This window comes from Pandoraea norimbergensis, from assembly GCF_001465545.3.
Lineage (GTDB): Bacteria > Pseudomonadota > Gammaproteobacteria > Burkholderiales > Burkholderiaceae > Pandoraea > Pandoraea norimbergensis.
On sequence record NZ_CP013480.3, the window covers coordinates 4,054,917 to 4,076,445 of the forward strand.

Genomic DNA, 21,529 nt, shown 5'->3' on the forward strand with positions numbered 1-21,529 from the left:
TCACAAAAAATGTTGAGAAACGGACATTTTCTGTCCATTTCTCTAAGCTTTTGCGCGGCGGGGGCCTCATCAGGGCGTCCGTTGTGAGCCCAGAGTCGTCGATCGGTCCGGTTGGGAAGATGTCATGAAGGAATTGCTGCTACGCCGCTATCCGCAGACGCGCCGACATTTGTCGCGTGACGTCACGTTCGCCGGGATGGAATGCGAGGACGGCGAGCGACAGCCCTGGCATCAGCATCAACATGGTCACGTGGTGATGGCGTTGCGCGGCGTGGTGCGCGTGCTCACGCCAGCGCACACGTGGACCCTGCCCGCCTCGCGTGCGCTGTGGCTGCCACCCAATACGCCGCACGAACTGCACGCTGTCGGGCGTATGCAGTTCTGCACGATCAGCATCGAGCCCGGTTCGGTGTCGTGGTTATGGCCCAACGCGCTCGTGCTGACCGTGGGGCCGCTGCTGCGCGAGTTGGCCGTCGACATGCTGGCCGACGGCATGCATTACGCGCCGGACAGCCGTACGGCGCTCTCCGTCCCCCTGCTGCTTCGCCTGCTGCGCGAAGCCGCTGCACCGGGCGAACATGGTCTGCCCTTGCCCAGCTCGGCCAAGCTGCTTGCGATCTGCGAGCACATGATGATGGCGCCCGCGACGGACTATTCGCTGGAGCGCTGGGGGGAAGAGATGGGGGCGAGCGGCAAGACGCTCGCACGCCGATTCAAGGACGAGACCGGCATGACCTTCGGGCGTTGGTGCCAGCATATGCGCGCATCGGAAGCGATCACGCGGCTGGCCCTCGGTGCGTCGGTCGGCGACGTGGCACTCGCGCTCGGCTATCAGAGCCCGAGCGCGTTCATCGTCATGTTCAAGCGTCTGTTCGGGCGCGCACCGCAGCAGTATCTGGCGGTGGCGGAACGCTAAAGCGTCGACGCCTCAACGTTTCAACCTCAGTGCACACCCAGCACCGGTGACGCACCCGCGGCGAACGTGTCGCGAATCGAAGCAATCGCGGCAATGGTTTCGTCGATGTCGTCGTCGCCGATATGGCGGTGGGTCACGAGCCGCAGCATCGACTGACCGCTGGCACGCGCCAGAATGCCGTACTCGGCGAGCGCCGCCTCCCACGCACGCGGGTCGCTCTCACGCTGCTCCCCCACGCGCAGCCGCACGATATTGCTGTGCGACGGCACCGTATCGACGAGCAGCGGATCGATTGCCGCCAGTCCGGTCCAGAGTCGATGCGCGCGGTGATTGTCATCGGCCAGACGCGCCACCATCGTCTCCATCGCCACCTTGCCCGCTGCGGCCATGATGCCCGCCTGCCGCAACCCGCCACCGACCATGCGCCGGAACGTGCGTGCCTGTTCGATCAGCGCGTGCGAGCCCACCAGCATCGCGCCCATCGGCGCCGACAATCCCTTCGACAAACAGAACGTCAGGCTCTCGCAGTGCGTGGCGATCGTTGCGGCATCCACGCCAAGCGCCGCCGCCGCGTTGAACACGCGCGCACCATCCAGATGCACCGGCACGCCCGCACGCGACGCCAGCGAATGCACGTCGGCCAGATAGGCCAGCGACGGCACGTAGCCGCCCGAGTGGTTATGCGTCGACTCCACGCCGACCATCGCCGTGGGTTGCCCATAACGGGAAAAGCCGGGGCGCAGTGCCCCGGCCAATGCATCGAGATCCATCTCGCCGCGCACCGACGGTATCGTCACCGGATAGAGATGCGCCAGGCGCGACATGCCGCCCGCCTCCGACTTGGCCATGTGAGCTTGCGCATCGATCACGGCTTCGCCACCGCGCGTGGCGTGACACAGCGAGGCGATCAGATTGCCCATCGTGCCGGAGACGACGAACATCGCCTCCTCCTTGCCCGTGGCCACCGCCGCCAGATGTTCGAGGGCGCGCACCGTCGGGTCGCCCTCCAGCGTGTCGTCGCCGAGCGAGGCGGTTTGCATCGCCTCCCACATCAGCGCGGTCGGCCGGGTAACGGTATCGCTGCGCAAATCGACGACGTGTTCGGTATTACGTTGGGTCATGCAGGAAACTCCTGACCGTGCGCATGGCTGCCGACTTGGCCCGCCTGACCCGCATTCGACTCGGCGAGCGCCGCTTGCACGGCCTCAGGCGATTCATACGGAATACCGGCGAGCTTCATCACGAGCTTGATGGCCACGGTGTTGCTGAAAACGTTGATCGCAGTACGGCCCATGTCGAGGAACGCATCGACACCGGCAATGATCGCGAGCGCCTCAATAGGCACGCCGATCGTGGTGAGCACCATCGCAATGGCAACCAGCCCGCCCGACGGCACGTTGGCGCTGCCCTTGCTCGCCAGCGTCGTCACCAGCACGATGGAAAGCAGCGTGGGCATGTCGAGCGGCACGTGATACGCGTCGGCCAGAAAACCCACGGCCAGTGCGAAGTACATGATCGAGCCATCGCGGTTGAACGCGTAGCCCAGCGGCAGCACGACCGAGGCGATGGCCTTGGGCACGCCCATGGCGATCAACTTCTCCATGTGCAGCGGCAAGGTGGCCTCGCTGGAGCGTGTGGCGAACGCGAGAATCACCGGCTCGCTGATCGCACGCGTGGTCGCCAGCGGCTTTTCACCGATCGCCTTGAGCAAGATCCAGAACAGCACCAGCAACACGCCGAGGCCCAGATACATGGTGCCCACGAGCTTGACCAGCGCGAGAATCGTCCCGACACCTTGCGTTGCGAAAAGCCACGCAATGATCGCGAAAATGGCGATCGGCGAGAGCGAGATGATCCAGTCGGTGAGTTTGAACACAGCGCCCATCAAGGCGTCGAGCACGCCGACCAGCGGCTTGGCACGCTCGCCGATGGCGGACAGTGCCATGCCGAGCAGTACCGCGAACACCAGCACCGGCAGCAGGTTGCTGCCGCTCATGGCGGCGAAGATGTTCGACGGAATCATCTCGAGGAAGAACTTCGTCCAGTCGACCGACGCCGCAATCGGCTTGGCCGAAGCGTGCGCGGCGGCAAGGTTGGCGCCGAGCCCCGGATGGAAGATCGCATTGAGCCCCAGGCCGATCACGATCGAGACGAGCGTCGCGATGAAAAAGTAGACCATGCTGATGGCCGAGACACGTCCCAGCGCACGGGCGTTGTGCCCCATCTGGTAAATGCCGAGCGTGATGGCCGTAAACACGAGCGGCACCACGATCATCTTCACGGCTTGCACGAACGCTGTGCCCACGGGCATCAACTTCGTGGCCAGCCCGGGCGCGACCATGCCGCAGCCGACACCGAGGGCCAGACCAATGAGCATCTGGACGGGCAATGGAATGAGGCGTTTCTTGCTGGCAGAACGGGACGACATGACGGCAATCTCCGAAAAAAACGTGACGGCTTGGCGAGTGTGATCGATTCGATCAGCGCGAAGCACCGGGCGACCCGGCGGGGACGAGCGCCTGCAAACGGGTCTGCATGGCGTGCGTAAGGTGGTCCCAGACACTGCGCTGGGCCTCCTCGGGACGCCCGGCGGCGATGGCGTCAAAGATCGCGAGGTGTTCGCGAACTGCGGCGCGCGTGCGCTCGGCGTCGTAATGCGGAATGCGTTGCAGCGCCAGACCGTTCTGGGTGCGCAACGCGTGATAGGTCTCGACCAGCCGCACGTTGTCGGCGGCGGCAAACATCGCTTCGTGGAATTGCCAGCCCACGCGCTGCGTGATGTCCACGTCGAGCGGCACGGCTTCGTCCTGCGCATCGAGGGCGCGCAGGCGCTTGGCCACCTCTTCCAGCGCCGGGGTCACGCCCTTTTGCGCGGCGAGCCACGCGGCCATGCCTTCGAGCGCCAGACGGACTTCGTGAATCTCGCTCAGATCGCGCACCGACAACTGGCGCACGAAGGTGCCGCGCATCGGCACGATCTCCAGCAAGCCGTCGTTGGCGAGCGCCCGGATGGCCTCGCGCACGGGCGTACGGCTGATGCCGAAGCGCTCGGACAGCGCGCGCTCGGAGAGGGCCTCACCGGCGCGAATTTCGCCGGAAACAATCAGGGCGCGAATGGCGTTATAGGCCGAATCGCTCAGGGCCGGGGTGCGTTGGGTCTGGTTCATAACTGGTATACCAGCAAAAAACAATTTGCCGGTCAACGCGAAAATCTGTGAAGTGGCGGCTTTTGCGGGTAAACGATGACCATCTCGGCAGCCTCATCGGCAACAACGCCACAAGACTGCCCCCGTGCGTCGCGCTCGGTGACGTGTTGCGTCGCAGCATCATTTACCCGTAATTCAGCAAATAATTAAATTACAGTTTATTAATTGGAAAACTCACCAACCCCTTATTCGGCCGTGAGTCTGCAAATAGCGAACTGCACTCAGTTTTATTGATCAAAACCAGAAGAAATCGCACCAAAAATGGGCCTAACAATTGCTTGACGCGCCTAATTCACACGAGTAAATTCCGCCACGAATCAATCATCAGGGGACACCCCAATTGGACAGTTGTAGTTGCCCGTTACCGCTTGAACGGTAGATCCCGGCCCGACGTCCGTCCCTTTTGGTCGCCGTCTCGCCGGAGTGCGAGAGGTGCGCCATGTTTGCGCTCAGTTGATTTACACCGGAAGCCTTTCCGGTTCGACTGACCAGATCCCCGCCTTTTCCAGATCGTCATGCGCTTGAAGTCTGCTTGCCAGTACCGGCAAGTCGAGACCTGTGCGCGTGTTCACCGTGAACGCTTGCAAGCTACTGCGCCGATACCGGTCGCGGCAGCGCGGCGTGCGCACGTTCTTGCCCGCGAGTCGCCGCTGCTTTCCGACGGTTCCTTAGCTTAAGGAGAAATCGATGCCCGACCCTGACAGTTGCTTATGTCGGTCGCATGTCATTGACACATACGCACTTCAAATCACCTTTAAACCGGAAATTCCTTCGAATTACCGGCAGGTATTGCGTCGCGTGGCGAATCACGATTTACGTTGCCGGATTAAATTCCGACTGACGTGAACCGACTCGTCTTTCACGTGAGCGCAATGCCATTGCCTCCCTCACGTGAAAAAAGAGATTCGGGAAATGAACAAAATCCATCTATCGGGCGCGAACAAGCGGATTGCCCTCGCCGGCCTCGGCGTGATCGCAACGCTCGCCCTCTCGGTCGAAGCCGTACGCTGGATGTCGACGACCAGCCACGCTTCCCTCAAGTCCGACGCCACCGAGCACGCCATCGTGCTGCGCGAAGGCGACAAATACATCGTCCCCCCCGACTCGGCGCTGCGTTCCCGGTTGAGCGTTGCCGCCGTAGGCCTGCGCGACGAGCCGCGCATGGTGCAATTGCCCGCCACCGTCGAAGCCGACCCCGCACGCACCGCCAACATCCTGCCGCCGGTGGCCGGTCGCATCGTCGAGCTCAAGGTTCATCTGGGCGATCACGTCACGAAAGGCCAGCCGCTGCTGACCATCGATTCGGGCGATCTCGCGCAGGCCTGGTCCGACAACGACAAGGCACGCGACGCCTTCACCCACGCCGGCACGACACTGAAGCGCGTGCAAGGCCTGCGCGATGCAGGGGCAGGCGCGGCGAAAGACTTGGAACAAGCGCAAAGCGACTACACACAAGCGCAAGCCGAACTCACGCGCTCCGAGACCCGCCTGCGCGGCATCGGTGCCGACGCGCACACGCGCGGCCGTCAACTTACGCTGGTCGCGCCCTACGCCGGCACGATCACCGCACTGTCGACGTCGCAGGGCGGCTACGCCAACGATCTGACCGCTTCGCTCATGACCGTGTCCAATCTGGATTCCGTCTGGGTGACCGCCAACGCCCCCGAGAGCAACGTCGCGCTGATCGCGAAGGACCAGCCGGTCGACGTGGTCTTTCAGGCGTATCCGGGCCAGACGTGGCACGGCAAGGTGAGCTTCGTGAGCGAAGTGCTCGATCCCGACACGCGCCGCGCCAAGGTGCGCATTGCGTTCCCCAACACCGACGGCCGTCTCAAGCCGAACATGTTTGCAACGGCGACGTTTGCCGTGCCACAACAGCGCTCGGTTTTCGTGCCGAACTCGGCGCTGATCATGAACAACGACAGTACCGTGGTGTGGGTGGAAGTCGCCCCGTGGACCTTCGTGAAGCGCACGGTGCAGCCGGGCTACGGCGAGCCGGACGGTGCCCGCGTGGGTGCCGGACTGACGGTGGGCGATCGCATCGTCGTCAAGGGCGGGGTACTGCTCAATGATTAACCGCCTCATTACCTTCTGCCTGCACAAGCGCGTCGTCATCTGGGTGGTGGCGCTGCTCGTGGCCGCCTTCGGCTGGTATAGCTGGACGCAAATGGCCGTCGAAGCCTATCCGGACATCGGCGACGTGACCGCGCAGGTTACGACGCAAGCCCCCGGCCTTGCTGCCGAGGAAATCGAACAGCAGATCACTGTGCCGCTAGAGCGTGCGCTGGGCGGCACGCCCGGTGTCGTATCGATGCGCTCGTCGTCGACCTTCGGTCTGTCGCTCATCACGCTGGTGTTCCGCGACGGCGTCGAAGACTACTGGGCCCGTCAACGCATCAATGAACGCATTGCAGGCGTCACGCTGCCTTCGGGCATCACGCCGGGACTCGACCCCGTAACCGGGCCGGCCGGCGAAATCTATCGCTACACGCTGGAGTCGGATACCAAGAACCTGATGGAGTTGTCCGAACTTCAGCGCTGGGTCGTGATCCCCGCGCTGCAACAGGTCGCGGGCGTGGTGAACGTCGACAACTTCGGCGGCTTCACCATGCAGTACCAGCTTGAGCTCGACCCGGTGCAGTTGCAGCGCTACAGCATCGGTCTGAACGACGTCACCACGGCCATCAATAACAACAGCGCCAACGCGGGTGGCAGCCGTATCTCGCGCGGTGAGCAGGGCTATGTGATTCGCGGCATCGGCATGGTGCATTCGCTCACCGACCTCGGCAACATCGTGGTCACGCAGCGCAACGGCGTGCCCGTGCTGGTGAAGGATCTGGGGCGTCTGACCTACAGCCATCAGGAACGCGAAGGCATTCTCGGCAAGGACCACAACCCGGACACGATCGAGGGCATCGTCGAGATGCTCAAGTATCAGAACCCGTCCGAAACGCTTAAGGGCGTGCACGCGAAGGTTGAAGAACTGCGCAAGCAGCTTGCGCCGCAAGGCGTTCGTCTCGTGCCTTACATCGACCGCGACGACCTCGTGCAGAACACCATCCACAAGGTGTCGCACACTGTGGCGGAAGGCGTGGGTCTTGTGTGCATCGTGCTGATCCTGTTCCTCGGCAGCCCGCGCAGTGCGCTGATTGCCGCCGTGACGATTCCGCTCGCGCTCGTGGCCGTGTTCATCATGATGCACTTCACGAACATGCCGGCGAACCTGTTCTCGCTCGGGGCCATCGACTTCGGCATCATCGTCGACGGGGCCATTGTCGTGACTGAAGCGATCTTGCGACGACGAGAAGCGGCGCCCGAGGCCGTGCTCACCGAGGGCGACGTGCTGAGCGCGACCATACAGGTGGCGCGTCCCATCCTGTTCGCCACCCTGATCATCATCACCGCCTACCTGCCGCTGTTCGCCTTCGAGCGCGCAGAAGCTAAGCTGTTCTCGCCGATGGCCTACACGGTGGCCTACGCGCTGGCCGGCGCCTTGCTCTGCACGTTCATGCTGATTCCGGGGCTGGCGTACGTGGCACTGCGCAAACCGCGCAAGGTCTTCCACAACGTGCCGCTCCAACGTGCGCAGGCGGGTTTCCAGCGCTGGCTCGACAAGTTGCTGAACGCTCCCCGCATGGCCATTTCCATCGGCGTGTTCGCATTGGCGGCAGTGGTAGCGCTGGGCGCGACGACCGCTCGCGAATTCCTGCCCGATCTCGACGAAGGGTCGCTGTGGCTGCAAGTGCAATTGCCGTCGGGCCTCTCGCTCGACAAGGCCAGTGAAATGGCCAGCGAGTTGCGCACGGTGCTGTTGAGCTTCCCGGAAGTGTCGTACGCCGTCACGCAACTGGGACGCAGCGACAGTCAGGCCGACCCGTGGACGCCGTCGCACATCGAAGCACCGGTGGGGCTCAAGCCCTACGACACGTGGCCGCACGGCGAAACCAAGGCCGAGTTCGTCAGCAAGCTCAACGATCGTCTCAAGCAGATTCCGGGCATGTCGGTGGGCATCAGCCAGCCGATCATCGACGGCATCAACGACGCCGTAGGCGGAGCGCACAGCCCGCTGGTGATCCGCATCGTCGGCGACGATTTCAAGGAACTGCGCCGTATCGGTACTGAAGTCGTGGGCGTGCTTAAGCAAGTGCCGGGCACGGCCGACGCGTCGATCTTCGAAGAGCCGCCGATTCCGCAGATCGTGGTGAATGTGGACCGGGCTGCGGCCGCGCGGTATGGCATCAACGTGTCTGATGTCACGAATCTGATCCAGACCGCCATTGGTGGTGCGTCGGTGAGTCAGGTCTATGTGGGTGACCGCCAGTACAACGTGACCGTGCGTTTCCCGCCGAACACGCGTAACAGCCCGGAAACGTTGGGCAATCTGTTCGTCAATGCCCCGGGCGGTGCGCAGATTCCGTTGTCGGCGCTTGCCAGCATTCGTTATCAGAGCGGCGAGGCCACCATCACGCACGACATGAGCAAGCGTGAGCTGATCGTTCGCATCGACTATGCGCAGCGCGGGCTGTCGGACTATCTGGCCGACGCCGAGAAGCGCATCGACGCCAACGTGAAGTACGACCACAGCAAGTACCAACTTGTGTGGGGCGGACAGTTCGAGAATCAGCAGCGGGCGCAGGCACGGCTCACGCTGATCATGGGGCTGGTGCTCGCGCTGATGCTGGTGTTCCTGTTCGCGGAATTCGGCAAGCTGCGTCAGGCTGCGCTGATTCTGGGCGTGGTGCCACTGGCGACGCTGGGCGGCTTGATTGCTCTGCGGCTGACGGGGGAAACGTTGAACGTGGCGAGTGCGGTGGGCTTTATCGCGCTGTTCGGCGTGGCGGTGCAGAACGGCATCATCATGATCGCCAACATCAACCGCGTGCGCGCGGAGGGGCTGGGCTTGCGTGAGGCGGTGATTGCAGGAGCGGTCGAGCGCTTCCGTCCGGTGCTGATGACGGCGACGGTCGCGACCGTGGGCATGTTGCCGGCGGCCATGGCCATTGGTGTCGGCACCGACGTGCAGCGCGCACTCGCCACCGTGGTGGTGGGCGGGTTGATCGTCGCCACGCTGCTGACGCTGTTCATTCTGCCGACCTATTACTACGTCCTCGAACGCTATATGGAGGCGCGCGCCGCAAAGCGTGCCCTCGAAGCGGCCGAACCGGCACAGGGGTAAAAACATGACTCATCGTTATTCCGGGGCGCGCTGCGCCGTGGCGTTGGCAGCCGCGCTGTCGATGGCCGGGTGTGCCGTCGGGCCCGATTTCAAAACGCCGGAAGCGCCCGCCAACGCGGGCTACACCGTCGACGCCCTGCCTGCGGGGACGACGTCGGCAGACACGACGGGCGGAAGCGCCCAGCGTTTTGTCTCCGGCATGGATATTCCCGCGCAGTGGTGGACGTTGTTCCATTCGCCCGAACTCGATGCCCTCGTGAAAGAGGCCATCGAGCGCAATCCCGACATGGATGCGGCGCGCGCTGCGCTCAAGTCGGCCCACGAAGCGGTGCGGGTGCAGCAAGGCGACTTCTTCCCGCAGGTCAACGCGTCGTTTGCACCAACGCGCCAGCAAATCGCATCGCCGCTGGCGAGCCCGGCCGCCAGTGGCAACGACCTCTACAACCTGCACACGGCGCAGGTGTCCGTGTCGTACACGCTCGATCTGTTCGGCGCAAACCGGCGTCAGGTCGAATCGCTCATTGCGCAAGCGGATGCCCAGCGCTTTGCACTGGAAGCGACGTATCTGACGCTGACCAGCAACGTGGTGGCCGCAGCCATTCAGGAAGCATCGCTGCGCGGACAACTGGCCGCGACGCAGGAAATTCTCGCGCTTCAGCAGCATTCGCTCGATCTGCTGCACAAGCAGTACGACTTGGGTCAGGTGGCGCAGGCCGATGTGGCGGCGCAAGAGGCGTCGTTGGCACAGGCACAGGCGGCGGTGCCGCCGCTGGAGAAGCAACTGGCGCAACAGCGCGATGCGCTGGCCCGCTTGCTCGGGCGCATGCCTAATGAGCGCATCGGCGCGCAGTTCGATCTGAGCGGCTTGCAGTTGCCTGAAGCGCTGCCGGTGAGCTTGCCGTCGCAACTGGTCGAACAGCGCCCGGACGTGCGTTCCGCACAGGCGCAGTGGCATGCGGCGGGTGCAGCGGTAGGCGTGGCAGTGGCCGCGCGTCTGCCGAGCATTACGCTGAGTGCGAGTTATGGGGCGAGTGCCGAAATTGCCCGGGAACTGTTCAGCCCGGGCACGGCGTTCTGGACGCTGGCGGGGAGCCTGACGCAACCGATCTTTGCGGGCGGTGCACTGTTGCACAAGCAGCGCGGGGCCGAAGCGGCCTACGAGCAGGCGGGTGCACAGTATCGCGGCACGGTGCTAACGGCGTTCCAGAACGTCGCGGACACGCTGCATGCCCTGCGCACGGATGCCGATGCCCTGAGCGCGTCACTCAACGCCGAGCGTGCGGCGAAGCGCAGTCTGACGATTGCCCAGAAGCAACTTGAACTGGGCGACATCAGCTACCTGACGCTGCTCAACGCCCAGCAGACGTATCAGCAAACGCGAATCGCGTTGGTGCAGGCGCAGGCCAACCGCTACGCCGATACGGTGGCGCTGTTTCAGGCGGTCGGCGGCGGCTGGTGGCATCGCGACGATGTGCAGACGGCGAAGGCGGGCTGACGTCGCGACGACGCTTGCCTGAGGCTGACGTCATCGACGGTGTTACGATGCCGGCGCATGACGTCAACTGTGTTGCCAACGCTGTAGTGCTGACAGGAATCACCGAAATGATCGACTTCGCCGTACTGCCCTACTTCCTCGCCACCGTAGCGGTTCTCGTGGCGATTCCCGGCCCCAACACGATCTACGTGTCGACGGCGAGTGCGAGTCAGGGCTTCCGGTACGGTCTGGCGTCGTGCTTCGGCGTGATGCTCGCGACGCTGGTGCATGTGGGCTTTGCGGCGGGCGGACTTACCGCACTACTGATGGCGTCGCCGATCTTGTTCACGGCGATCAAGACGGTGGGGGCGGCGTATCTGGTCTATCTGGGCATCAAGGCCATTCGAAGCAAGGCACCGGCCGACACCATCGAGGCAACAAAGGCGCCTGTACCGGCACTTGGCGCGTCGGTGCGCAAGGGCTTTCTCGTCAATCTGCTGAACCCGAAGACGGGGTTGTTCATCGCGGCGTTCCTGCCGCAGTTCGTGAATGCTTCGGCTGGCAACGTCCCGCTGCAAATCGTGACACTCGGGGTATTGCTCGTGGCGGTAGGCAGTGTGAGCGACGTGACATACGCCGCACTCGCCCGCACGATCGGCAAGGCCATCGCGAATCGGGGTGCCAAATCGGGCGCAGGCAAATACGTCACCGGCCTGCTTTATATCGGCCTCGGCGCCGCCGCAATGGCGACGTCGAATGGTGCGGGAAAGTAAGAAACACACGCCTCGCTACGTGAAAACAGCCGCTTGAGCGGCTGTTTGGCGGTCGCTGACCGTGTGTATCGCCGGGCTTCCCCGTTCGACTGTCGTCCATCATCCTCTCGATCATTTCGGGAATGGTCTGGATTTGCGGCCGACCATCCAACCTTGCCGCATAAGCACACGCGAAATGCCTCCTGAACACCAGTGATCGGTCCCATCGATCACCTCACGTCCGGGCGTCATTGTGGGCGGGCTGTGCAAGCCGCAAACTATCGGGCATGAACCCGATCTCCGCCTCAGGTCAGTTGCTCGACGCAACCGGCCAAACTCGCCGATTTATCGATCTACCCGCCCTGTTCGGCGATACGCTCACGCGTCTGCCCGTCGTCCTGCGCCTGTTGCTGGAAAACGCGCTGCGCAACCTGACCGGCGATGAACGTCAGGCGGCCATCGACGGTGTGCTCGATTGGCTGGAACGCGGCACCAGTCTCCACGAAATTGCGTTTTACCCGCTGCGCGTGCTCATGCACGACACCACCAGCACGCCCGCGCTGATCGATATCGCCGCCATGCGCGATGTGCTCGCCGAAGCCGGTGCCGACCCGTCGCAACTCAATCCCGTTCTGCCCGTCGACGTTTCCGTCGATCACTCGCTCGCCGTGCAGTTCCATGCGCAAGCCGATGCCGCACAGCGCAATCTATCCGAGGAAATGCGCCGCAATGCCGAGCGTTATCGCTTCCTGCGATGGGCGTCCGGCGCACTCGATCGCGTGCGCATCCATCCGCCGGGCACCGGCATCATGCACACCATCAACCTCGAACAACTCGCGACCGTCGCCAGCGAGTGCGAGATCGACGGTGAACCGTGGCTCGTCCCCGACACCCTCATCGGCACCGACAGCCACACGCCGATGATCAACGGTATCGGCGTACTCGGCTGGGGCGTGGGCGGGCTCGAAGCGCAAACGGTCATGTTCGGCATGCCGGTCATGCAGCGGATTCCGGATGTCATCGGCGTACGGCTCTCCGGCGCACTCCCCGCAGGCACCACCGCCACCGATCTTGCGCTACGTGTGACCGAAGCGCTGCGAAACCTTGGCGTCAGCGGCGAATTCGTCGAGTTCTACGGTGCTGGCGTGGCAACCCTCAGCGCCAACGCACGCGCCGTGGTCGCCAACATGGCCCCCGAATACGGCGCCAGTACCGGCTACTTCCCCGTGGACGCCCGCACCCTCGCCTATCTGCGCGAGACCGGGCGCGATGCGTCACATATCGCCAACGTCGAAACGCTCTACCGGCGCGCCGGGCTCTGGTTCGACCCACACGCCACGCCACGCTACACCCGGACGGTCGATATCGACCTCAATAGCGTCGAGCGATACGTCGCGGGCCCCTTCCGGCCCCAAGACCGGCTGCCCAGCGGCGCGACAGGCCGCACATTGGGCACCGATCCGGCCCCGCGCCGGGGTGGCTTGCCCGACTGGCCGATTGCGCTGGCCGCCATCACCAGTTGCACCAATACATCAGACCCCGCCTTGCTCATCACCGCCGGATGGGTCGCGCGCCGCGCGAGAGCGCGCGGCCTGCATGTGCCCTCGTGGGTCAAGACGTCGCTCGCCCCCGGCTCCCCTGCCGCTGCCGACTATCTCGCCCGCGCCGGACTCGATCATGACCTCGCCGCACTGGGTTTCGATATCGTGGGTTTCGGCTGCACAACCTGCATCGGCAACGCGGGCCCGCTGCCGGAACCGATTGCACGCGCCCTGGCGGATGCCGCCGCAACGCCCGTCGCCGTCGTGTCGGGCAATCGAAACTTCCCCGGGCGCATCCATCCAGACCTCGGGCATGCGTTCATCATGTCGCCGCCGCTGGTGGTGGCCTTCGCGCTGGCCGGCACCGCGGCCATCGATATCGAGCGCGATCCGATCCAATTCGACGCCCACGGTCTGCCGGTGTATCTGCGCGATCTCTGGCCCACGCGCGAAACCATCGCAGCCAGTCTGGCAGCCGTTCGCGCCGACGACTTCGGCACGGCCTTTCACAACGCCAGCGGCAATCCGCTTTGGGCCGGTCTCGACGTGTCGCATGCCCCTCGCTACGCATGGTCGCCACGCTCCACCGCACTACGTCGGCCGCCGTTCGTCGCGCGTGACGAAGGCAGCCTGCTCGGCGACTACGACGCGCATGTATTGCTCTCGCTCGGCGATGACGTGACGACCGACCATATCTCCCCGGCCAGTGCCATTCCACCGGACAGCCCCGTGGCCGACTTTCTGGTTGAACGCGGCGAGCCCCGCGACGACCTGAACGTCTTCGCGTCAAGGCGAGGCAACTGGGAGGTGATGGTGCGCGCGGCGTTCTACAGCAAATCGCTCGTGAATTTGCTTGCCGCCGACTTGCCCGTCGCACATACGGTGCATGGACCGAGTCACGACGTGATGCCGATTTTCGATGCCGCCCAACGTTATCGCGAAGAGAATCGCCCCGTCGTTCTGGTAGCAGGCGCGCGCTACGGCACCGGTTCGTCGCGCGACTGGGCCGCGAAAGGGCAACGGTTGCTGGGCATTCGCGCGGTCGTCGCCGTGAGTTTCGAACGCATCCACCGCTCGAATCTGATCGGCATGGGCATCCTGCCGTTGCGTCTACCGGCGGGCGTCACGCCACAAACGCTGGCACTGACCGCGCAAGATCGCATCCGGATCAGGGCGTTGCCTGTGGATGTCGCACCGCGCGCCGCCATCGAGATCGTGATCACGCGTGGTGACGGCAGTACAGAATCGCTGGTGACGACAGCGGCAGTAGAAACGCGTCTGGAAGTGGACCTGCTGCAACACGGCGGCGTGATCCCGTCGATCCTCGCACGCGCGTTGAATTGATTGCCTAGTGGATAGGTTGGGTCGTCTTGCCTCGGCGGGCGGAATACTCAGCCCGCCGTGCGCCGTCCGGTCGAACCATGCACCAGTCGTGAGTACGACACGAGCATGGTCACCAGTTCCTGCGTGGCCATCGTGAACGGTGCTGATCGCCGCGCGATCAGGCAGACGTCACGCGGGTCGAACGTTTCCCGGATCGGGATGCTGATGAGCGCGTCCGAGAACAGCGGCATTTCGGCTAGCACTTGCGGCTCGATCGTCAGATAGTCCGACTCGGACACGATATGCAGCGTCTCGAGCAGCGACTCCGCCGTCAACGCGATCTTGGGATGCCCCAGACTCTCGGTATTGAACAGACTGATGAGCCGGTTCTCGGCACCGACGATCCCCGCCGGACGAATGCTGACCCATTCGCAATCGACGAGATCGCGCACCGACGTGGCATTCGCCTTGGGATGCCCCTTGCGAGCAATCACACTCGGCGACGATCGATACAGCCGCTCGATGCTCAGGTCGACGTCGCTCACCTGCGGTGCCAGCGGCGCGATCACGAAATCGAGCCGGCCATCGCGAATCCGCTCGATCAGCATCTTCGTGTAACCGCTCGTGACATGCACCCGCACCTTCGGAAAGCGCTCGACAAAGCGCTTGACCACCGGCAGCAGCAATTCGGCCAGCGGCTCGGAGGTCACGCCCAGCGTGATATTGCCCTCCTCTTCGCCGGTCGATTGCTTGACGTCCTGCGTGGCCAGATCGCAATCACGGATGATGGCATTGGCGCGAATGAGAAACCGCTCGCCCACCGGGGTGAGCGTCACCCCCTGATGCGAACGGTTGAGCAATGCCGTGCCGAGCTCCGACTCCAGCGCCTGAATGGCCTGCGTGAGCGTGCTCTGGGCGATGTCGAGCGTACGTGCCGCCGCGCGAAAACTGCCCTGCTCGACGACGGCACAAAACACGCGCAATTGAATGAGTGTCATGCTCAGCATCCTACCCGAAACCGCCTGTCGCCAGCATCGGCGACGGCGTTCGTTGTGGCCGTGTCACACAGCGTAGACCGGTGCGGCCCCAACCGTCTTCACAGCTTTCACCGGCATCACCGGCGCCACCAGACTATAGAGATCCTTGCAATCGTCCGGCTCGGGAATCAGGTCGATGGTCTTGCCGACACCCGCCGTCTGCGACAGATCGCGCAGATAGCGCAACGTGGAGAAGTCCTCAAGCGCGAAGCCCACGGAATCGAACACGGTCACCTGCTCGCGCGACTCGCGCCCGGCGCTCTGCCCGGCGAGCACTTGCCAGAAATGCACCACCGGTGAATCCGCAGGCATTTGCTGGATCTCGCCTTCGAGGCGCGTCTGTGCTTCGAACTCGACCATCACGCGGGCGGTTTGCAGAATGTCGCGATCCAGTTCGGTCTTGCCCGGGCAATCGCCGCCGACCGCGTTCAGATGCATCCCCGGCTCGATCATGTCGGCCGTGAGGATCGTCGCGTAAGTCTTATCCGCAGTGACCGTCGTCACGATATCGGCGCCGCGCACCGCGTCGCGTACCGACACCACCGGCAGCAGTTTGAGCCCGGGCACGCCCGCGAGATTGCGCATGAGCTTAGCCGTCGCGGCCTGATCCACGTCGTACAGGCGGATCTCGTCGATCCCGAGCATCGCGTGAAACGCCAGCGCCTGAAACTCGCTCTGCGCGCCATTGCCGATCAACGCCATGACGCGGCTGTCCGGGCGCGCCTGACAACGGGCTGCCAAGGCTGAGGTCGCCGCCGTGCGCAACGCGGTCATCAGTGTGAATTCGCACAGCAGCAGCGGATATCCGGTGCTCACTTCGGCGAGCGCGGAGAACGCCATCACCGTCAGCAGGTTGTGCCGCGTGTTGACGGGATGGCCATTGACGTACTTGAACCCGTAGAAGCGGGCGTCGGACACCGGCATCAGCTCGATCACCCCGTTATCGGAGTGATTGGCCACGCGTGCCGACTTATCGAAGTCGTGCCAGCGCAGGTAATCGTCCTGGACATAGTCCGCGAGCGTGCGGATGAACGGGGCAACGCCGGTTTGGCGCAACAGGGTCTGAATATCGTTGACGTCGAGGAATCGAGTCATATGCATCTCTTTTGTGGAGGTTCGGTTCGGCCTACATTGGCGGGCAGTCGGGTGTCGTAACGGTCAGGGTCAGGACGAAAGGGACGAAAAGGATCAGGCGCCGAGCAGCATGCCGGAGCGCTGCACGCGCTCACCGGTGACGCGGCCAAGCGGATCGCCGGCATTGACGAATCGCACGTCGCGGCGCATATACAGCACGCCTTGCGTCCGGCTCGACACGGTGTGCACTTCGCCCGTCAACGGCGCAACGATGTCGAAGACCGGTTGCCCGACTTCGACCATCGTCCCCAGTGCCGCGCGGTGCACCAGAATGCCGGCGCAAGGCGCTCGGAATTGCTCGCTGCCAGCCAGCGGCGTGGCGGGATGCAGTAGCGGCGGCAACGGCTGCGCATCACCCGCGATATCGCCAGTGTGGGTGAGGTACTGAATGATCGCGTCAGCATCGGAGTCGGCCTGCTCGTAACTGACGTCGCGTTGCCCTCGATGCTCAACGGTGACAGAGACCGGCCCTTCGGGCATCGGGTAAGTCGTGCCGAAGTGCTGGCGAAGCTGCCACCACGTGTAGCTCTGCGCCTCGTCGAACGAAAACGCGCCCGAATCCAGCGCCAGCAGATTCGCCCGCGATCCGAGATAGCGCGCCAGCGGCTCAGCCGCAGGCCAGCATTCATCGCCGACGTAGAGATGCATCGTCGCTTCGCGCGAGCAATGCAGGTCGAGCACGATATCAGCGTCGTGGGCCTGCGTCATCAGCAGGCGTTGCAACGATCCGAACGCATCCGTCACGGGCAATGCCGCCAGCGCCTCGCCCCACGCTGCGCGTACGCGCTGACGATTAATGTCGACGTCGTCGGTCAGTGCACCTTCCAGTCGCTGTGCAACGGCCTTGAACAACGCCGGAAAGCCTCGGTTGTAGTTGCGTCCGCTGGCCAGCTCGAAGCGCCCTTGCGGCGCGCCCATCAGCCACTGGTTCAGCCCCATGGGGTTCGCCATGACGACAAGCACGACTTCGGCGCGCAAACGGCCCTGTGCTTCGAGTGCAAGAAACATGTCGCGAAGCCGCGTCGCTACCAGCATGGCGGGCGTCTCGTCGGCATGCAACGCTGCCTGCAAGTAGACCTTGCGGCCCGAGGATGCGTTGCCGAAATGCTCGGCGACCACCGCTTGCGAGGTGCCGCTGCACAAATGAGAAATGGGGTGCGTGACGCTATGCATGGCGAGAAATTAGTGACGTAACGTAAGACGGCTGACTCGCACGGCGCAGGCCGGCGAATCGATATAGGCATGGTAGGCAGTCGCCTGACCGGCAGGAATGCAGATCCACCGATCGGGATTGCCCAGAACAATCACTGCCCGCTCGCGAATACCGCGACGCGGTGTTCCGAGTCGGGACTGTGGGCGACCGGGCTTAGATGCGGTAAGCCTTCGCCCCCCTGTTCAGGATCGAAATACGCCAGCGGCGCGTCGTTCGACTCATGTTCGGAAAATTCGCGCGTATGCACGGCAAAACCCGACTCGCGATCGCCTCGCAACTCCGGCACGGCGCGTAGTAGACGGCGCGTGTACGGATGCGCGGGACAGTCGTAAATCGCATCGCGCGTGCCACTCTCCACGACGTGCCCGCGATACATCACGATGACGTGATCGGACAGTTGTTCGACCACGCCCAGATCGTGCGAAATCAGCAACAGCGCAAAGCGATAGCGCGCCTGCAATTCGGTGAGCATGTCGAGCACTTGCTTCTGCACCGTGACGTCCAGCGCCGATACGGGCTCGTCGGCGACGATGATCTGTGGATGTGCCGCCAGCGCGCGCGCAATGGCCACGCGCTGGCGCTGACCGCCCGACATCTGATGAACAAACCGCGTGCCGAAGCTCGCCAGCCCCACGTCGGCCAGCACTTGCGCCACCCGCTCGCGACGCTGCGCGGCACTTAACGAGGTGTCGAGCCGCAGCGGCTCCTCTACCAGCGCGTCCACGCGCATGCGCGGATCGAGCGACGAGTACGGGTCTTGAAACACCATCTGGACGGCCCGGCGCGATGCCCGCATGGCAGCGTCGCCGCCCTGCGCCGGAAACGGCGCACCGCGCACGCTCACCTGCCCCTGCGCGCGGGGCAGCATGCCCATCACGGCTTTGGCGAGGGTTGTCTTGCCACTGCCCGACTCGCCCACGATCGCCAGCGTCTGACCGGCATGCACGCGGAACGAACACGGGTAGACGGTTCGCAAGGCCTTGCGCCGGAACCAGCTTTGCGGAACAACGTAATCCACCGCCACATCGGACACTTCCAGAATTGGCGCATCGGTGATCACGGTGCCCGCTGGCGCACGCGTCCCCGCATCGCGGCGAGGCAAAGACTCAAGCAGACGCAACGTGTAATCGGTTGATGGATGCGACAACACCCGCGCCACCGGCCCCGACTCCACGGCGTCGCCCTGACGCACCACCAGTACGCGCTCGGTGTAGGCCGCCACCAACGCCAGATCGTGACTGATGAACACCAGCGCCGTCCCCTCTTCACGCGCGAGACCGATCATCACGTCGAGGACCTCTTTCTGCACCACGCAGTCGAGGGCCGTCGTCGGCTCATCGGCGATCAACAACCGCGGCTTGAGCAGCATCACAGCGGCGAGCAGGATGCGTTGCCGCATACCGCCCGAGAACTCATGGGGATACCGTGCCATGCATCGCTGCGGATCGCGCACGCGCACCCGGGCGAGCATCGCCAGCGCTTGCTCACGGGCCTGTGCCGCCGCGACACCACGACGCCGCACCAGCGCCTCGATCATCTGCTCGCCAATGCGCATGGCCGGGTTGAGCGAGACCATCGGCTCCTGAAACACCATACCGATCTCGGTGCCCCGCACGTCGCGCCATTGCGTGGCGTCGAGATCGAGCAGCGAGCGGCCGTCGAACGTCAGCGTGTCGGCGCGAGCCGTCGCCGATTCCGGCAGCAGACCGAGCAGTGCTTTGCCGATCAGCGTCTTGCCACTCCCCGATTCGCCCACGACAGCGAGCGATTCACCGGCGCGCAACGTCAGGTCGATATTGCGCACGACATCGCGCTGACCACCTTTGCCATCGGGAAAAGCGATGCACAGCCCTTTGATGTCGAGTAACGGCGCGCTCGTCGAGGCAGCGTCTGTCACAGGCATCGATGACCGAACCGGTGGAACCGACTGAGCCGACCGAGTGTTTGCGAGCGCGTTCATTTGACCTCCTTCAGTCGCGGGTCGAGCAGATCGCGCACGGCGTCGCCCAGCAGGTTGATACCGAACAGCGCCAGCGAGATGGCCGCACCGGGGAACAACACCACCCAGAACGCCTGATCGATGGCCGAGCGTCCATCCGCCAGCATGCCGCCCCACGTGGGTTCCGGGGCCGGCACGCCGAGCCCGAGAAAACTCAAGGCGCTCTCCGCAAGCAAGGCCGAACCAAACAGCGACGTCGAGAAGATCAACAACGGCTGGACGCAGTGAGGCAACACGTGCCGCACGAACGTCCACGCCTCGCGATTGCCCATGGTGCGCGACGCTTCGACGTAGTCGCGCATGCGCAGCGACAGAACGGCACCGCGCGCAATGCGACTCACCGACGGCGTGTAGGCAAGTCCCAGCGCCAGCACGACGCCCCACTTCGAGGGGCCAAGCACGGTCATGATGCCGAGTGCCAGCAGCAGACCGGGGAAGGCCATCAAGGCGTCGACCAGCATGCCGGCCAGCCGGTCGGGCCAGCCGCCGACATAGCCGAAGATCGCGCCGATCAACGTGCCGGCAGCCAAAGCCAGCACGACCGAGGCAACGCTCACCATCAGGCTCAGACTGGCGCCGGCCATGATGCGCGAGAGCACGTCACGGCCGAACGCATCGGTGCCGAACCAATGGGCCGCGCTCGGTGCGGCGTAGCGGGCGTAGAGATCCACGTCCACCGGGTTATAGGGCGTGTAGACGAGATCGACGGCGGCGATGAGCACCAGCAGGCCGACCAGAAAGCCGCCGATCCACAAATTGGCCCGTCGCACGGATAGCAGGGAGAACAAATAGGTCATGGGGCGTTCAGTGCTTGATTAGTGCTTAATACGGGGATCGAACAGCGGATACAGCAGGTCGACGACCAGATTGATCACGACGTAGATCAGCGCGATCACCAGCAAACAGCCCTGCACGACCGGGTAATCTCGCGCATAAATGCTCTCCACCAGCAGGCGCCCCATGCCGGGCAGCGTGAAGACCGTCTCGATGACAGCACCGCCTGCCAGCAAGTGGCCGACCACGAGACCGATCACGGTAAGCGTCGGGCCGAACGCGTTAGGCAACGTGTGCCGCACCAGCACGCGGCGCTCGCTCAAGCCCTTGGCACGCGCATGGGCGATGTACTCCAGCCGCAGCACGTCGATGCTGCTCGCGCGAATCATGCGGGTAACGACGGCGATCTCGCCCAACGCAATGGCAATCACCGGCAACACGAGATAGCGCAGTGAGCCCCACCCTGCCTGCGCAAACGTCTGATAGCCGAACGTGGGCAGCCAGTGCAGCTTCACCCCGAAGATCCAGATGAGCAGAATGCCGGACCAGAAACTCGGGATCGACACGAGCAGCACCGTCGTCATGACGATCACCAGATCGCTGCGGCGATTCTGCCGCCATGCCGCAAACAGCCCGGCCGGAATGGCGAAGAGGCAAGCAACGAACGTTGCGCCGAGCACGATCTTTGCCGTTACCGGAAAGGCTTCTGCGATCAGCGCGCTCACCGGGCGGTGCCGGGCAATCGACATGCCCAGATCGCCGCGCAGCAGGTGTTCGATCCAGTGCAGATATTGCGCAGGCCAGGGCTCGTCGAGCCCCAGCGAGTGACGCAGATGTGCGAGCAGCGCCGGGTCGTTCAGGTCGCCCAGCATGAGCGTGGCGGGGTCGCCCGGAATGGCGCGAATCATGCCGAACACGAGCAGCGTCACGATAAAGACCGTGGGCACGGACATCGAGATGCGCTTGAAAAGGTACGCCGGCATG

Annotated in this window: 15 protein-coding genes; 6 read left to right on the forward strand and 9 right to left on the reverse strand. The window is 64.0% G+C overall.

Annotation, left to right across the window (positions count from 1 at the left end; genetic code table 11):
• Window positions 1-124: 124 nt before the first annotated feature.
• On the forward strand, window positions 125-916 hold the full coding sequence (locus tag AT302_RS17790; RefSeq protein WP_058379575.1) for an AraC family transcriptional regulator: 792 nt from the start codon (window positions 125-127) through the stop codon (window positions 914-916).
• A 26-nt stretch (window positions 917-942) separates the two neighbouring features.
• On the opposite strand, the gene AT302_RS17795 is transcribed toward AT302_RS17790, so the two are convergent.
• The 3 genes from AT302_RS17795 to AT302_RS17805 are packed head-to-tail and all read right to left on the reverse strand — an operon-like array spanning window position 943 to window position 4,083.
• On the reverse strand, window positions 943-2,037 hold the full coding sequence (locus AT302_RS17795) for a GntG family PLP-dependent aldolase (RefSeq protein WP_058379576.1): 1,095 nt from the start codon (window positions 2,035-2,037) through the stop codon (window positions 943-945).
• Window positions 2,034-3,344, reverse strand: a complete 1,311-nt coding sequence (locus AT302_RS17800; protein ID WP_212677108.1) for a dicarboxylate/amino acid:cation symporter — start codon at window positions 3,342-3,344, stop codon at window positions 2,034-2,036. Before AT302_RS17800 ends, AT302_RS17795 begins: the two co-directional genes overlap by 4 nt.
• Window positions 3,345-3,396: 52 nt before the next feature.
• A complete protein-coding gene (locus AT302_RS17805) occupies window positions 3,397-4,083 on the reverse strand; it encodes a GntR family transcriptional regulator (RefSeq protein ID WP_058379577.1) in 687 nt (228 codons plus the stop codon).
• Window positions 4,084-5,034: 951 nt separating this feature from the next.
• On the opposite strand from AT302_RS17805, the gene AT302_RS17810 reads away from it, so the two are divergent.
• The 5 genes from AT302_RS17810 to acnA all read left to right on the forward strand — a co-directional run bounded on the left by AT302_RS17810 (window position 5,035) and on the right by acnA (window position 14,409).
• Window positions 5,035-6,198, forward strand: coding sequence for an efflux RND transporter periplasmic adaptor subunit (locus tag AT302_RS17810; RefSeq protein ID WP_058379578.1), 1,164 nt, complete (start codon window positions 5,035-5,037; stop codon window positions 6,196-6,198).
• Entirely contained in the window at window positions 6,191-9,298 is a 3,108-nt protein-coding gene (locus AT302_RS17815) for an efflux RND transporter permease subunit (RefSeq protein ID WP_058379579.1), read from the forward strand. The genes AT302_RS17810 and AT302_RS17815 overlap by 8 nt, the downstream gene beginning before the upstream one ends.
• Before the next feature lie 4 nt (window positions 9,299-9,302).
• A complete protein-coding gene (locus AT302_RS17820) occupies window positions 9,303-10,793 on the forward strand; it encodes an efflux transporter outer membrane subunit (RefSeq protein WP_058379580.1) in 1,491 nt (496 codons plus the stop codon).
• Between the two features lie 107 nt (window positions 10,794-10,900).
• A complete protein-coding gene (locus AT302_RS17825; protein WP_058379581.1) occupies window positions 10,901-11,545 on the forward strand; it encodes a LysE family translocator in 645 nt (214 codons plus the stop codon).
• A 266-nt stretch (window positions 11,546-11,811) separates the two neighbouring features.
• Window positions 11,812-14,409, forward strand: coding sequence for an aconitate hydratase AcnA (gene acnA / locus AT302_RS17830; protein ID WP_058379582.1), 2,598 nt, complete (start codon window positions 11,812-11,814; stop codon window positions 14,407-14,409).
• Between the two features lie 47 nt (window positions 14,410-14,456).
• On the opposite strand, the gene AT302_RS17835 is transcribed toward acnA, so the two are convergent.
• From AT302_RS17835 to AT302_RS17860, 6 genes are all read right to left on the reverse strand, one after another.
• The gene (locus AT302_RS17835) at window positions 14,457-15,386 is read right to left on the reverse strand and encodes a LysR substrate-binding domain-containing protein (protein ID WP_058380407.1); all 930 of its coding nucleotides are present in this window, start codon (window positions 15,384-15,386) and stop codon (window positions 14,457-14,459) included.
• A 63-nt stretch (window positions 15,387-15,449) separates the two neighbouring features.
• Window positions 15,450-16,520: an ornithine cyclodeaminase gene (locus AT302_RS17840; protein ID WP_058379583.1), complete on the reverse strand. Its 1,071-nt coding sequence runs from the start codon at window positions 16,518-16,520 to the stop codon at window positions 15,450-15,452.
• A gap of 93 nt (window positions 16,521-16,613) precedes the next feature.
• A complete protein-coding gene (locus tag AT302_RS17845) occupies window positions 16,614-17,732 on the reverse strand; it encodes a succinylglutamate desuccinylase/aspartoacylase family protein (RefSeq protein WP_058379584.1) in 1,119 nt (372 codons plus the stop codon).
• 131 nt (window positions 17,733-17,863) lie between these two features.
• Window positions 17,864-19,675 (reverse strand): dipeptide ABC transporter ATP-binding protein, encoded by a 1,812-nt coding sequence (locus AT302_RS17850; RefSeq protein ID WP_058379585.1) that lies wholly within the window; start codon window positions 19,673-19,675, stop codon window positions 17,864-17,866.
• Window positions 19,676-19,728: 53 nt separating this feature from the next.
• Entirely contained in the window at window positions 19,729-20,568 is an 840-nt protein-coding gene (locus AT302_RS17855) for an ABC transporter permease (protein ID WP_058379586.1), read from the reverse strand.
• Between the two features lie 18 nt (window positions 20,569-20,586).
• A complete protein-coding gene (locus AT302_RS17860; RefSeq protein WP_058379587.1) occupies window positions 20,587-21,528 on the reverse strand; it encodes an ABC transporter permease in 942 nt (313 codons plus the stop codon).
• Between the last annotated feature and the right edge of the window lies 1 nt (window position 21,529).

What these genes read in the sequence shown, in the direction of transcription:
- AT302_RS17855 (WP_058379586.1), bottom strand. Translation starts at nt 20,568, where the DNA reads ATGACCTATTTGTTCTCCCTGCTATCCGTGCGACGGGCCAATTTGTGG.
- AT302_RS17800 (WP_212677108.1), bottom strand. Translation starts at nt 3,344, where the DNA reads ATGTCGTCCCGTTCTGCCAGCAAGAAACGCCTCATTCCATTGCCCGTC.
- AT302_RS17810 (WP_058379578.1), top strand. Translation starts at nt 5,035, where the DNA reads ATGAACAAAATCCATCTATCGGGCGCGAACAAGCGGATTGCCCTCGCC.
- AT302_RS17840 (WP_058379583.1), bottom strand. Translation starts at nt 16,520, where the DNA reads ATGACTCGATTCCTCGACGTCAACGATATTCAGACCCTGTTGCGCCAA.
- AT302_RS17820 (WP_058379580.1), top strand. Translation starts at nt 9,303, where the DNA reads ATGACTCATCGTTATTCCGGGGCGCGCTGCGCCGTGGCGTTGGCAGCC.
- AT302_RS17850 (WP_058379585.1), bottom strand. Translation starts at nt 19,675, where the DNA reads ATGCCTGTGACAGACGCTGCCTCGACGAGCGCGCCGTTACTCGACATC.
- AT302_RS17845 (WP_058379584.1), bottom strand. Translation starts at nt 17,732, where the DNA reads ATGCATAGCGTCACGCACCCCATTTCTCATTTGTGCAGCGGCACCTCG.
- AT302_RS17795 (WP_058379576.1), bottom strand. Translation starts at nt 2,037, where the DNA reads ATGACCCAACGTAATACCGAACACGTCGTCGATTTGCGCAGCGATACC.
- acnA (WP_058379582.1), top strand. Translation starts at nt 11,812, where the DNA reads ATGAACCCGATCTCCGCCTCAGGTCAGTTGCTCGACGCAACCGGCCAA.
- AT302_RS17805 (WP_058379577.1), bottom strand. Translation starts at nt 4,083, where the DNA reads ATGAACCAGACCCAACGCACCCCGGCCCTGAGCGATTCGGCCTATAAC.
- AT302_RS17835 (WP_058380407.1), bottom strand. Translation starts at nt 15,386, where the DNA reads ATGACACTCATTCAATTGCGCGTGTTTTGTGCCGTCGTCGAGCAGGGC.
- AT302_RS17860 (WP_058379587.1), bottom strand. Translation starts at nt 21,528, where the DNA reads ATGCCGGCGTACCTTTTCAAGCGCATCTCGATGTCCGTGCCCACGGTC.
- AT302_RS17790 (WP_058379575.1), top strand. Translation starts at nt 125, where the DNA reads ATGAAGGAATTGCTGCTACGCCGCTATCCGCAGACGCGCCGACATTTG.
- AT302_RS17825 (WP_058379581.1), top strand. Translation starts at nt 10,901, where the DNA reads ATGATCGACTTCGCCGTACTGCCCTACTTCCTCGCCACCGTAGCGGTT.
- AT302_RS17815 (WP_058379579.1), top strand. Translation starts at nt 6,191, where the DNA reads ATGATTAACCGCCTCATTACCTTCTGCCTGCACAAGCGCGTCGTCATC.